This is a genomic window from Chryseobacterium aahli (assembly GCF_022699665.1).
GTDB lineage: Bacteria > Bacteroidota > Bacteroidia > Flavobacteriales > Weeksellaceae > Chryseobacterium > Chryseobacterium aahli.
On sequence record NZ_JALDNB010000003.1, the window covers coordinates 110,197 to 123,600 of the forward strand.

12 protein-coding genes are annotated in these 13,404 nt (G+C 33.9%); 8 read left to right on the forward strand and 4 right to left on the reverse strand.

Annotated elements, in window-relative coordinates; translation table 11 throughout:
* Positions 1-33: 33 nt before the first annotated feature.
* Positions 34-525 carry a DinB family protein gene (locus MQX03_RS06620; RefSeq protein WP_242802206.1) on the reverse strand — a complete coding sequence of 164 codons (492 nt, stop codon included), beginning with the start codon at positions 523-525 and terminating at the stop codon, positions 34-36.
* 454 nt (positions 526-979) lie between these two features.
* Between MQX03_RS06620 and MQX03_RS06625 the strand changes: the two genes are divergently transcribed.
* The 4 genes from MQX03_RS06625 to MQX03_RS06640 all read left to right on the forward strand — a co-directional run bounded on the left by MQX03_RS06625 (position 980) and on the right by MQX03_RS06640 (position 4,326).
* Positions 980-1,549: a cob(I)yrinic acid a,c-diamide adenosyltransferase gene (locus MQX03_RS06625; protein ID WP_242802207.1), complete on the forward strand. Its 570-nt coding sequence runs from the start codon at positions 980-982 to the stop codon at positions 1,547-1,549.
* A gap of 1 nt (position 1,550) precedes the next feature.
* The gene (locus tag MQX03_RS06630) at positions 1,551-2,192 is read left to right on the forward strand and encodes a tetratricopeptide repeat protein (RefSeq protein ID WP_242802208.1); all 642 of its coding nucleotides are present in this window, start codon (positions 1,551-1,553) and stop codon (positions 2,190-2,192) included.
* Complete coding sequence (locus MQX03_RS06635) at positions 2,189-2,815, forward strand: thiamine diphosphokinase (RefSeq protein WP_242802209.1); 627 nt, start codon at positions 2,189-2,191, stop codon at positions 2,813-2,815. The genes MQX03_RS06630 and MQX03_RS06635 overlap by 4 nt, the downstream gene beginning before the upstream one ends.
* A gap of 119 nt (positions 2,816-2,934) precedes the next feature.
* Positions 2,935-4,326, forward strand: a complete 1,392-nt coding sequence (locus MQX03_RS06640) for a type III PLP-dependent enzyme domain-containing protein (RefSeq protein ID WP_047442472.1) — start codon at positions 2,935-2,937, stop codon at positions 4,324-4,326.
* Positions 4,327-4,487: 161 nt separating this feature from the next.
* Here the strand turns inward: MQX03_RS06640 and MQX03_RS06645 are convergent, their stop codons facing one another.
* Positions 4,488-5,150, reverse strand: coding sequence for an HAD family hydrolase (locus MQX03_RS06645; RefSeq protein WP_242802210.1), 663 nt, complete (start codon positions 5,148-5,150; stop codon positions 4,488-4,490).
* Positions 5,151-5,395: 245 nt separating this feature from the next.
* On the opposite strand from MQX03_RS06645, the gene speB reads away from it, so the two are divergent.
* The 3 genes from speB (at position 5,396) to MQX03_RS06660 (ending at position 7,891) form a co-directional block, all read left to right on the forward strand.
* Positions 5,396-6,247 (forward strand): agmatinase, encoded by an 852-nt coding sequence (speB, locus tag MQX03_RS06650; RefSeq protein WP_242802211.1) that lies wholly within the window; start codon positions 5,396-5,398, stop codon positions 6,245-6,247.
* Positions 6,248-6,316: 69 nt separating this feature from the next.
* A complete protein-coding gene (locus MQX03_RS06655; RefSeq protein WP_242802212.1) occupies positions 6,317-7,180 on the forward strand; it encodes a bifunctional helix-turn-helix domain-containing protein/methylated-DNA--[protein]-cysteine S-methyltransferase in 864 nt (287 codons plus the stop codon).
* Between the two features lie 102 nt (positions 7,181-7,282).
* Positions 7,283-7,891, forward strand: coding sequence for an alpha-ketoglutarate-dependent dioxygenase AlkB family protein (locus MQX03_RS06660; protein WP_242802213.1), 609 nt, complete (start codon positions 7,283-7,285; stop codon positions 7,889-7,891).
* 225 nt (positions 7,892-8,116) lie between these two features.
* Here the strand turns inward: MQX03_RS06660 and MQX03_RS06665 are convergent, their stop codons facing one another.
* Entirely contained in the window at positions 8,117-9,976 is a 1,860-nt protein-coding gene (locus tag MQX03_RS06665; protein ID WP_242802214.1) for a CocE/NonD family hydrolase, read from the reverse strand.
* Between the two features lie 64 nt (positions 9,977-10,040).
* Between MQX03_RS06665 and MQX03_RS06670 the strand changes: the two genes are divergently transcribed.
* Positions 10,041-10,544 (forward strand): hypothetical protein, encoded by a 504-nt coding sequence (locus MQX03_RS06670; protein ID WP_242802215.1) that lies wholly within the window; start codon positions 10,041-10,043, stop codon positions 10,542-10,544.
* Between the two features lie 71 nt (positions 10,545-10,615).
* Here MQX03_RS06670 and MQX03_RS06675 read toward each other — a convergent pair whose 3' ends face one another.
* Positions 10,616-13,390, reverse strand: coding sequence for a TonB-dependent receptor (locus tag MQX03_RS06675; RefSeq protein WP_242802216.1), 2,775 nt, complete (start codon positions 13,388-13,390; stop codon positions 10,616-10,618).
* Between the last annotated feature and the right edge of the window lie 14 nt (positions 13,391-13,404).

Below are 13,404 nucleotides of genomic sequence, written 5' to 3' on the forward strand. Positions count from 1 at the left end.
TCCGTGCAAATCTGTTTGATCAGTGGGAAATAATTAAAATCTTTCCCAAAAGAAAGGCGGCTCAATTCCCAAAGCTCTCAGATAAACAAAACCCTGTCCACGATGATGTACTTCATTATCCACAAAATAAAGAATATTCTGATACACCGGAAATTCGTACTGACCAAATAAGTTGAACGTTTCCTGAAATCTTTCCTCTGAAATCTGATTAAAATAATGATTAATCACTTCCGTTTCAGAATCCCATTTCGCCAAGATTTCTTCTTTTGTTTTCGGTTGAAAAGCTTCTTCAGAAAATTCTTCAGTTTGGCTTTCGACGATTCCTTTTAAAGCAGGACCTGCAATGCTGATTAATTCAACGGCTAATTTCGCAAACGGTCTCATTCCGCCAATAGAAAACTCAAATAATTCTTTTTCAGGGAACATTTCAATCACTCTTCTTGTCAGGTTTCTGTGTCCTTGCCAATGCTCTAATAATTGTGCTGAAGAGATAACCTGTGTCGTTGCTGTTGCTGTAGTTGTCATAATTTTTGTTTTAAGTTGTTAATCTTATGACAAAGATAATTCAGGTTAATGACAACAGTTTGTCAGTAGGGTTTTTGATGTTTAAAAATTATTTTATTTTTTTTCAAATAATTAAATATTTCTCACGTTAGATGGATATCCGATACACAAATGTTTCAATAGTAAATATGTAGAGGTAGATAAATAATTTTGAATGAGGCCAATCTTTCGGGGTTGGTCTTTTATTATAGGTAATGAATAATGTGTTTAATGAGTAGTTTTTTCAGAAGCTATTCCGGCTATCCGCTGTATCTTTTTTTTTGAAAAAAAAGGATGCCGCTTCTATCCGGGCTAGGAAATCAGTTTTTTTCAGAACATTTGGGTTTTCATTTTTTCCTCTTTGTAAAAAAAACTAATTTAGTAACATGAAAAAGCCTTGATTAATTGGGTATTCAGAAACAATAATAATTTACCTATGAAAATATATACCAAGACAGGAGATAAAGGACAAACTGCTTTATACGGCGGTACGAGAGTTTCGAAAGCAAGCGCCAGAGTAGAGAGCTACGGAAATATTGATGAACTCAATTCTTTTATCGGAATTTCAAAAAGTCATATTACGGACGATGAAGTTTTAAAACAACTGAAAAAAATTCAGTTTGACTTATTTACAGTCGGTTCTGAAGCAGCAACTCCGGTGGATAAACTGATGTTAGCGAATGGAAAATCCCGTCTTCCTTTAATTATTTCCGACACCGAAATTGAAGAACTGGAAAATTGGATGGATGCTTTTGAAGAAAAACTAGAGCCGCTTCAATATTTCATCCTTCCTGGAGGCGGAAAATCTGCAACTTTTTTACATGCCGCAAGAACGATTTGCAGAAGAGCCGAACGTTCGTTGGTTTTCTTAAATGAATCTGAAGAAGTGCGTCCTGAATTGATTAAGTATTTAAACAGACTTTCAGATTATCTTTTTGTTTTGGCAAGATGTATTTCAAAAATCAACAACGAACCGGAAGAATACTGGAATCCGAACGAGAGATAAAATGAAAAAAATATTTCTACTATTCATACTTTTATTTTCTCACTCTCTTTTTTCTCAGGATATTACGGTTTATCTCGATGAAGGAGATGAATTGATCTCTAAAAATAAATTCTCTGATGCAGAAAATACTTTTAGAAAAGGTTTGAAAGAAAGTCCCGACAACCCGATTTTAAAATCACAATTGGCTTTGACGTTGATCAATCAGGATAAAAATGAAGAGGCTGAAAAGGTGATTGGCGAAATTTTAACTTTGCAACCTGAATTTACTGCTGCACTTTGGTATGGTGGAATTAATAATTTTAATAAAAAAGTACCGGATTTTAGAAAAGCTATTTCTTATTTTGAGAAAGCCTATCCTCTGATTGATATAAATTCTCCCCAATATTTTGTGGTAAATTATTACATCGGAAGATCTTATAGAAAACTATTGTACAGAGAAGGTCTTACGTTTCAGGAAGTCGAACGTATGCTGGAAACGTATAAAAAATATATTGAACTGCAGCCCAATGCCGAAGATATTATCGATGCAAAGAGTTTCGTGAAGAAAGTAGAGGAAAAAAGACCCGGTAAAAATGTAGGAAAATGGATTATTACAACAGAACAGAATGTTGAAGAATTAATCAATAAAACAACAGCTCAATGACAAAAGTTTTATTATTCATCAACGGCGATGCCCCGAAATCATTTCCTGATCCTGAAAAATATGATCTGATTGCCTGTACTGACGGTGCATTTCATTATCTGAAACAGTTGGGTTTTCCTTTAGAAAAATTAGATTTTATCTCCGGTGATTTTGATTCACATTCGGGGGCTGATGAAAATGTATATGAAGATAAATTTATCTACACTCCGGATCAGGAAAAAACAGATTTTCATAAAGCTTTAGAGATTATTGCAGAAAAAGGCTTTAAAAACATCGATGTTTTTGGCGGAAGTGGAGGAGAACAAGATCATTTTTTAGGAAATCTCACCGTTGCTTACACCTTTAAAGAAAATTTAAACATAAAATTTTATGACGAGTTTTCTGAATATTTTTTTATTCCTAAAACTTTTGTCCTGAAAGATGTAAAAAATAAACTCGTTTCACTGTATCCTTTTCCGAATGTTGAAGGTGTGACAACGAAAGGTTTGAATTGGGCATTAACCAATGAAAATCTGAGTATTACCACAAGAATCGGGACGAGAAATTTTGCCGTGGAAGATGATGTTTCGATTGAATATCAAAAAGGAGATTTGCTGATATTTGTTGGTCGAAATTATCTCTGATTTCTACATAGAAAATAACGATTTCAGTAATATAAAATCTGTGAAAACTTTAAGAAAATTTAAAACTAAAAAATCAAACTTTTTTAGCAATTTTGCATTCTTAATTCACTTGTCAAAAAATGAAAATAAAATACTCGGAACTTATTGATCAGACATTGTATTTTCCAACGGAAGAATTCAATGTTTCTGAGAACAATTTGTCTTTTCACGATATTCCATTGATGGAAGTTGTTGAGAAGTTTGGAACGCCTCTTAAGGTAAGTTACCTCCCGAAGATTTCTCAAAATATTCAGAAAGCAAAAGGCTGGTTTAAGGAAGCTTTTGAGAAAATCGATTACAAAAAAAACTACAGATACTGCTACTGTACAAAATCCAGCCATTTCAAATTTGTGATTGAAGAAGCTTTGAAGAACGATATTTCTATCGAGACGTCTTCAGCTTACGACATGGATATTGTAAAATCGCTTTACAACGAAGGAAAAGTAACGAAAGATATTGAAGTGATCTGCAACGGTTTCAAAACCGATGATTATCTGGCGAAAATTTCAGATATGATCAACAGTGGTTTTGAAAACATCACTCCGATTTTGGATAATTACCGTGAGCTGGATAAGCTTACTGAAAGCATCGATACCACTTTCGACATAGGAATCAGAATCGCATCTGAGGAAGAACCGAAATTCGAATTTTATACCTCAAGATTAGGAATCGGATATAAAGATATTATTCCGTATTACAGCCAGAAAATTGCAGAACACCCGAATGCAAGGCTGAAAATGCTTCACTTTTTCATTAATACTGGGATCAAAGATACTGCGTATTACTGGAATGAATTGTATAAATGTCTTCGTGTGTACGCACGTTTGAAGAAAATTGCTCCGGAAGTTAATTCATTAAATATAGGTGGTGGTTTTCCAATCAAAACTTCTTTAAATTTTGATTATGATTACCAATATATGGTGGAAGAAATCGTTTCTCAGATCAAAAAATTCTGTGAAGAAGAAGGAGTGGAAGAGCCAAACATTTATACAGAATTCGGAAGCTTTACAGTAGGTGAAAGTGGTGCGAATTTGTACAAAATCATTTCGCAAAAACGCCAGAATGACAGAGAAAAATGGAACATGATCGATTCATCTTTCATGACCACACTTCCAGATACCTGGGCGATCTCAAGACACTTTATCATGCTTCCTCTGAACCGTTGGGAAGATTCTTACGAAAGAGTTTTCTTAGGCGGACTGACTTGTGATTCAGATGATTATTATAACTCTGAACAACATACTAATGCCATTTATTTACCTGTTTTCAGTGATACAAAACCATTATATATAGGTTTCTTCCATACCGGAGCATATCAGGAAACAATTGGAGGTTATGGCGGTGTTCATCACTGTCTGATGCCTCAGCCGAGACATATTTTGATTCAAAAAGATGAAAATGGAGAATTCCAATATGAAATCTTTAGAGAAAGGCAGGAACCTGAAGATATTTTGAAAATATTGGGTTATTAAGTCATTGCGAGAAGCGAAGCGACGAAGCAATCTTATCAATAGAAACGGGTATGTCATCCTGAGCTTGTCGAAGGAAGCCCGTTTTCATAAAATAAAAAATCAATTGGCTTTAGCCCAAACTTACAAAGAAAATGGCTCTCAAAAACTTGAGAGCCATTTTTTTATTTAAAATATGTTGAAATCTTATCAACTTCTAGTTCAGAATAATCCGAAACCACAATATTCGCCAAACTGTAGTCCTGATTATGGGTATGCAGACTTCTATACGCTGCACAGAAAATATTGGCACGATTTGCCGCCAATATTCCGTTGGTAGAATCTTCAATGACCATACAGTTTTCAATAGGTTCGTTTGCCATTTCAGCAGCCTTAATGAAAATCTCAGGATGAGGTTTTGATTCTTTTAAATCAGCACCGCTGATTTTTCCACTAAAATATTTTTCAAGTTCAAATTTCTCAAAAACCATATTAATGGTGGTCATCGTTGCGGAAGATGCGAGAATCAGGGTAATTCCGTTTTCGTAATAATGTTGAATTAATGCTTTTACTCCGGGAATCAAATCAAACTCTTCATCATGATAAAAGTAATCTTTAAAATGAGCCCTTTTGATTGCAGCAATCTCTTCAAAAGTTTGAGGAAGATTGAATTTTTGAATTAACGTTTCGCAAACTCTTTTCGTGGAAGCACCGGTGAAGGAAGTGTAAAGTTCTTCCGAAACTTCAATTCCCAATTGATTAAATGTTTTGAAATACGCTTTTCTGTGCAAAGGTTCTGTATCTACAATAACGCCATCCATATCGAACAGCACAGCTTTTAAGGACATATTTTTGAATTTTTACAAAGGTAGGGAATTTGGCTGGATGCTAGAAGTTGGATAATGGATGTGACGTCTCGTAGTGATGAAATAAAGAATTTGTTTGTATTATTAAGGATGTGTTTTTTTGTTTAATTGGGGAGAATTTTAAAATCTAACTAAATTTATTTTTTCACTGTAAAAACTTTCTTCTTCAATCTCCCAGCTTCCATCTTTTACTATCTTTGCAAAAATCATTTAACTTTAAAAACATTATGAAAACATACGCAGGAATTCCTGAAGAAAATGCTTCATTAGAAAATTCAAAAGTAGTATTGGTAACGGTTCCTTACGACGGAACGTCAACTTGGGGAAAAGGCGCTGATAAAGGTCCGGAGTTGTTCTTGGATGCTTCTGAAAACATGGAGCTTTATGATATCGAAACAGGAACTGAGCCTTATCTGGAAGGTGTTTATTTAGCTGGAGAAGTTTCAGAAAATTCAACACCTGAAGCAATGACGGAAGCGGTTTATCAAAAAACAAAAGAGCTTTTGGCAACAGATAAATTGTTCACGCTTTTTGGTGGAGAGCATTCGGTTTCTATCGGTTCTATTCGTGCGGTTGGAGAAAAATTTGAAAATCTTACGGTTTTACAATTAGATGCTCACACAGATCTTCGTCCGGAATTCCATGGTTCTACTTCTAATCACGCTTGTGCGGTTTTTGAAGCAAATCAGAAACATAATTTAGTACAAGTGGGAATTCGTTCTATGGATGTTGAGGAAGTTGAATATTTACCTGAAGGAAGAGTGTTTTTCGCTCATGAAATTGCAAACAATGAAAACTGGGTGAACGATGTTTTGGAAAAGGTTTCAGGAAATGTGTACATCACAATCGATTTAGATGCTTTTGATCCATCAATTGCTCCTTCTACAGGAACTCCTGAGCCAGGCGGTTTGCAATGGTATCCAACTTTGGAATTATTAAGAAAAGTTTTCGAAAAATGTAATGTTGTTGCGTTTGATATTGTTGAATTAATGGATTCGGCATATTCAAAACCAAGTGCTTTCTTAGCAGCAAAACTTTATTATAAAATGTTGGCGTATTATCATATCAACAGAGATTAAAATTCCGCAGGAAACGGATTTTTTCTTTCAGTTTTTCTTTTGAAATTTGTGATATAAAACAAAATGAAAATGTCCACACAAGAAGAAATAGATTATCAGAGAATTGCCAAAGCGATTGAGTTTATTCAAAGCAATTTTAAACTGCAGCCGAATTTGGATGAAGTTGCTGAAAAGGTCAATTTGAGTCCGGCACATTTTCAGAAAATATTTACAGATTGGGCAGGTACAAGTCCGAAGAAATTTTTGCAGTTCATCAGTCTTGAACACGCAAAAAGTTTACTGAAAGAAGAAAAAGCCACGTTGTTTGATGCAGCTTTAGAGACCGGACTTTCAAGTACGAGCAGATTGCATGATTTGTTTGTGAAGATTGAAGGAATGTCGCCTGCAGAATATAAAAACGGCGGTAAAAATTTAAAGATCAATTATAGTTTTTCTGAAAGTCCATTTGGAAAAATCATCACAGCTTCCACAGAAAAAGGAATCTGTTATATGGCTTTCGAAGAAGAAGATAAAGAAAATGCATTGAGAGATTTACAAAATAAATTTCCCAATGCATCTTTTATTGAAAAGGAAGATGAATTTCAACAAAATGCTTTGTCTATTTTTAATAAAGACTGGTCGAAACTTAATACTATAAAACTTCATTTAAAAGGAACTGATTTTCAGTTGAAAGTTTGGGAAAGTTTACTAAAAATTCCACTTGGGAAATTATCAACTTATGGAAATTTAGCTGGTGAAATTGGAAATCCTAAAGCTTCAAGAGCAGTTGGAACGGCAATTGGAAGTAATCCCGTAGCATTTTTAATTCCTTGTCATAGAGTGATACAATCTTCGGGGAAAATCGGAGGTTATATGTGGGGAAGTGACAGAAAACAATTGATCATTGGCTGGGAAAGTTCAATGATTTATTCTGATGATTCTATTGTAATGTAAATAATTTTCTCCAGCAGATCACACAGATTTTTTTGAGCTTATTCATGAAAATATTTGTGCAGTTTGTGTTTCAATATTTAATCTAAATAATAATTAGAACAGATGAATCTATTTGAAGAAATGCACGATTTCCCCATCAATATTCTTCCCAAAGATGGAGTTACAGACTATTACGGTAAAATTTTTTCTGATGAAGAATGCGAAAAATATTATCAGTATTTGTTTAATCAAATTCCTTGGGAAAATGATGAAGCTGTAATTTTTGGAAAACTGATTATCACCAAAAGAAAAGTCGCATGGTTTGGAGGAAAAAAGTTCGAATACACCTATTCAAACAGAACAAAATACGCCAAGCTCTGGACTCCCGAATTGTTAGTCTTAAAACAAAAATGTGAAGAAGTTTCTGGTGAAAAATATAATTCATGCCTGCTGAATTTATATCACGAAGGAAGTGAAGGAATGGCGTACCATAGTGACGGAGAAAAAGATTTGAAAAAACATGGGGCAATTGCTTCTCTGACTTTCGGAGCAGAAAGAAAATTCTCTTTCAAACATAAAGTTTCTAAAGAAAGAATTGATATTTCACTGGAAAACGGAAGTTTATTGGTAATGAAAGGAACAACCCAGGAAAACTGGCTTCACAGGCTTCCGCCAACCACAAAAGTGAAAACTCCAAGAGTAAATTTGACTTTCAGAACGATTGAAGAATGACCGAAAGTTTTAAGTAAATTTTGTCATTCTGACGAATGAAGAATCTCCATAATTTGAAACAGATTCTTCATTCCGTTTCACTTCATTCAGAATGACATATGGTGTAGAATTTTTCTCTCGCTGATTTTGCAGATAACGCAGATCTTTTTAAATACAATCATCTACAAAATTTGCTTAATCTGCAAGAGAATAAAAAAAGCTGTTCAAAACGAACAGCTTTAAAATTTATTTCAAAACCTCAACTTCAATTGCAGAATCTTCAAAGACTTTAATAAAAGCTTTTGTATAATCTTCCTTAGTCGCCATATTCGGGTTTTCTAAGAATTTCTGCGGATTCACTGAGAAAAGCGGAAACCATGTCGAAGAAATTTGTATCTGAATTTTGTGTCCTTTTTTGAATGTATGTACCACATCCTGCAATCTGAAATTCACTGCCGTTTTCTGATTCGCAACCAAAGCTTCAGGTTTTTCTCTTGAATTTCTGAATCTTGCAGGCATAATTTCGCTTCTTACCATTTGGTGATAATTTCCGTAAATGACACCTTCTTTCTTTTCTGCAGGTTTAAAATCTTCGGGATAAACATCAATTAATTTTACGGCAAAATCTGCATCGGTAGAGGTGGATGCGATATTTAGTTTAGCTAAAATTTCTCCTGCAAACGTCATGTCTTCTGTCAGAACATCCGTCGTGAAAGTTAATACATCGGGTCTTCCGACAGCAAATCTTTGGTCTTCCGACATATAATTTCTTGGAGTAAATCCGTTAAAATCTTTGAGATTATCTGAACTTAAAACCGGATTGTTCGGATCACTGTAGTATTCTGAAGAACCTTGTCCTAAAGTATTTTTTAAAGTACCGTTGGCTAAATAAAAATTGATTTTCTGAGCATTTTTTGGCGGATATTGAGCAAATTCTTTCCATTCTTTGGCTCCGGTGTCGTACATCACCGCTTCGGGTAAACCTGCGTCTTCTTTTGTATTTCCTTTTAAATAATGATTAAAAAATTTAGTCTCCAAATTTTTCTGATAATAGGTTGCAATGCTGTCACCGAAATAGATTTGATTATGGAAATGTTTTCCTTCTTCACGTCCCCAACCACCATGAGAAAATGGTCCCATTACGATCGTGTTTTTAGCTTTCGGACTTGTTTTTTCAATAGTTTTATAGATATTCAGGGGTCCGAAAAGGTCTTCCGCATCATACCAACCTCCAACGGTCATTACTGCATGATTGATGTTTTTAAGATGGGGTAGAAGACTTCTTTTCTGCCAGAATTCATCATAATTCGGATGATTCATAATCTCGGTCATGAAGAAGTTGTTTTTGTAGTATTTTTCATATCCATCTTTCAAAGTTCCCATTTCTCTGTAGAATTTCAAACCGTCTTCTGAGGTAGGTTTAATCATAGAATCAGAATACCAGGCTTTTTGTTCAGGTTTTGTTTTCTGAACTCCAAAAACCGGAAATGTTTTAAAATAACCTAACATAAATTTTCCGTTGTGAAGAAAATCATCGTTCCAGAAGTCAGAAATCGGAGCTTGTGGTGAAGAAGCTACCAAAGCCGGATGTTGCGCCAAAGTCCCTACAGCAGTGTAAAATCCGGGATATGAAGTTCCGTATTGTCCTACTTTTCCGTTGTTGTCTTTTATGTTTTTAACTAACCAATCAATGGTGTCATAAGTATCAGTGCTTTCGTCGACGTCTTTTTTTGTTTTGCGTTCAACCTGCGGTGTCATATTGGTGAATGTTCCCTCGCTCATGTATCTTCCTCGCACATCCTGGAATACAAAAATGTATTTGTCTTTCATTAAATATTGATTCGGACCAATCTTAGATTTGTATTCGTTTTCACCATAAGGAGCAATGCTGTAGCAGGTTCTCTGCATCAGAAAAGGATATTTTTGTTTTTTCGAAATATCTTTTGGAATATAAACAGCAGTAAAAAGTTTTACTCCGTCACGCATCGTAATGTAAAATTCTTTTTTAGTGAAATTATCTTTCACAAAACTGTCTGTCTGAGCCGGATTTTGAGATTTTCCTAAAATAAAAAATAAAATAAGAACAATTGAAAAAGGAGTCTTCATAGTAGAAATTTGTTGCTAATTTAGAGAAAATTGTTCTTTATATTTGATATAAATTTTAAATAAAATGGCTATTTGGCAGTACACCGTAATATTAATTCCGACTGATAATTTTGAAGAAAATTATAAAGAGTTTATAAATCAGATAGAAACAGATTACAGAAAAGAAACTTATTTCTTTTGGAAAAATTATTATTTAAATAAAAAATTGATTGCTAAAAAAATAGATTCTTATATTTCTGAATATAAGAGTGAAACAAAAAATTCAATTTATTGGAAGGGCAATGTAGAAAAATTTCAAGACAATGATTGCAGTTTGTTTTTTGAAGGAGATAACATCAAAGAATTTGATATTAGGTTTGATATTAGAAATAAAGAAAATGTCAAGACATTTGTTGAATTAATTTTGCAATTAGCTACTGAACATAAACTTAAATTTATGAATTTGAAATATCACTTTTTTGAAGCGCACAAGGATCTGCTTATAAAAGATATAATGGAATCTAATGCAACGAAATTTTTGACTAATCCAGAAGAATTTTTAAAATCACTTACTGACAATGCGCAATAAAAAAGAAATTCAAAAAGAAAATGACCAGAATTACTCCTGATCACTTCAAATATATAAAAGGTTGGTTTGGTCTATTTTACGTTGGTCTTTTTTCCTGCAAACTTATTCAGCTTCATTGAGAGAGAAAACATGATATATCTTTTTAAAATAAGGTCTTCTCGATCTTCAAAATAAGCTGGCATGATCGTTCTTCTTACACTTTGATTTTGGTTCAGAACATCATACACTTTCACTTTTGCCGTGAGTTGTTTATTGAAAAAAGAATATCCTAAACTCGTGTTCCAGAAGTAAAAATCTCTTTTGAAACCTGGTGCTATATTAGACGTTGTGTTGTATTCAAAATCGTTGCCAAAGACCAGTTTTGTTTTAAAAATATAGTTGGTAAGCTCCAATTTTGCAACCTGATTGGCGGTTTTTACCCTTCCAATATCATAGTTTGTATAATCTGAGAAACTGTAACCAATTCTGTATGATGGTTTTATTGTGATTTTATCTTTGATTTCATACGTAAGATTAAATCCGGGATTAAAGTTGTAAGAATTGCTGGTATATTGTACAGCATTGATGAATCCTCGGCTGTAATTATAGCTCACGCTGAATCTTGGGTTTAAGGTCAATTTATTCTCTTTCCATTTAAAAGTTTTCGAAAAGCCACCGCCAAGGTAGAGATTTTTGTTTCCGCTCACATTGGCGTAGGTGATAAATTGTTTCCCAGAGTCGTCGAAGTAGGAGTAATTCACTACATCATTATTTTTATAAGTGAAATTTAAACTCATATAATAATTGATGTTTTTTACGATATTAAAATTATTAAAGTATAAATAAGAAGTGTTACTCCAAGAATTTTTAAGATCTGGATTTCCCTGATAAGCAATTAATGGATTCACAAAATCTACGTAAGGTGTCAATTGATTTGCTGAGGGTATCGTGTACTGTGCACTGTTGTAAAAGCTAAGTCTTTTGTTTTGCGAAAACTGATATTGCACATTCATGCTGTAATTAGGAAGTGCAAAATTTTTCTGGAGATTATACTGCTGCTCGTCAAAAACCGAACTTACCTTCATATCTGTGATTTTAAAATCGAGATTTGCCCAGATATTAAGTTTACTTTTATTTAATTCAAAAGATAATTCCGGAGAAATTTCGTTGATCTTCTGATTCATAATATTCGACAAATCTGAATTGTAGTTAGAGTATTTTCCTGTATTCTGATCAAAATCGCTTACATCTCTGAGATTGCTGTCTAACTTGTTTTCGTAATTTAAACTTAAACTAACAGTTGCAGAATCAGAAATCGGCTCAGTATACCCCGTACCAAATTTATAATTGTTCGTCTGATTTTTGGTCTTAGAAAGCTGATTTCTTATATCGGCAGGATCTGTCGTTTGATAAAAAATCGTCTGAGATTTATTCAGTTGATCTCTCTTTGCTTCAGAAATCGAACTGCTTAAATTGGCATACACAGATCTACCTTTTTTCTTAAATCTTTTGGTGACATAAATATTCGGGTTGAATGAATTATTCTCAGAATCTGTACTTGTAAAAGACTCATTTTCGTTCAGCAGAAGGTCATTTCGTAAAGTATTAGATTTCGAATTATTAAAATTAAAACTTTTTGTTTTTGAGAACGAAGGTGAAAAGTAGATACTCGTAAGTGAATCTAGTTTGATGGTAGCTGAAGTATCGAAGCTATATTGTCTGTTATCGTTCTCACCATTATTTTCAGAGTTGGTTTTCAGTGTATATTCGGGAAGAAATGTAGTACGAGAAACTTTAGATCTCGTCTCAAGATTGCTATCAGCCATCATTACGCTGAATCTATCGAGTTCGGCATTCTTAGACAATTTATCGCTGTAACTAAAACCTATTGTCGTCGATTTTTGAATTCCTTTGTTATTTCCGCTGCTTCCATCAGTGTAATAGGTATTTCCGCCTGAAGTTACGACGCTTCCTCCCTGCATCAACCAAGAATTTCTGCCGTGTCCCATACTGTCGAAAACCTCATCGTTAGAGAACCCCTGAGAGTTGATGTTGTTTGATGACGCGAGCAGGCTAATCTTAGTATCATTTTTAAAATAACTTAAAAGTCCGCTTCCTTCATATCTTTTATCCGAACCGTAGCCCAATGTAAGACGAGATAGCAATCCTTTATTTTTCTTTTCATCAATATTAAAATTGATGGTCGTATTATTAGATTTTGCTGCTTTTCCGCTGAGTTCTTCTTCTTTGGTTTTTGTGGTTGTAAACTGTATGTTTTTAATAATATCAGCCGGAAGATTCTGAAGGGCAATTTTTCCGTCTTTGTCGAAGAAAGGTTTTCCGTTGATCATAATTTGGTCAACTTCTTTTCCGTTAACGGTAATTTTTCCGTCATTATTGATTTCTACACCTGGAATTTGCTTTAAAAGTTCCTCAATTTTGCTGTCGGGTCTTACTTTTATAGCCGAAGCATTAAATTCAATAGTATCTTTTTTAATTTTAACAGGCGATGCAGTGAGCGTGACTTCCTCAATGTTAAATACCGAATTTTTTTCAAGTTCAATATCTCCCAGCGACATCGACTTCGTGATGCTTTCAAAATTTTTGGAGTAGGAGATGAGTTTTTCTGCGTCGATTTTAAGAACGGTTGGTTCGTTCAGTTCGTCATATTTTAATGAAAATTTACCTTCACGATTGGTTGCGGTGTAATTGATGATGGATGAATCTTTCTGTTTGAGAAGGTAAACGGTGGCATTTTCCACAGGTTTTTTTTCAAAATTGGAAACCTTACCATCGATGCTGAGTTTTTGTGCATTAAGTAAAACTGCGTTGAATACAACAAACAACAGCAATAGAATTTTTTTCATCTAAATATTTTTGA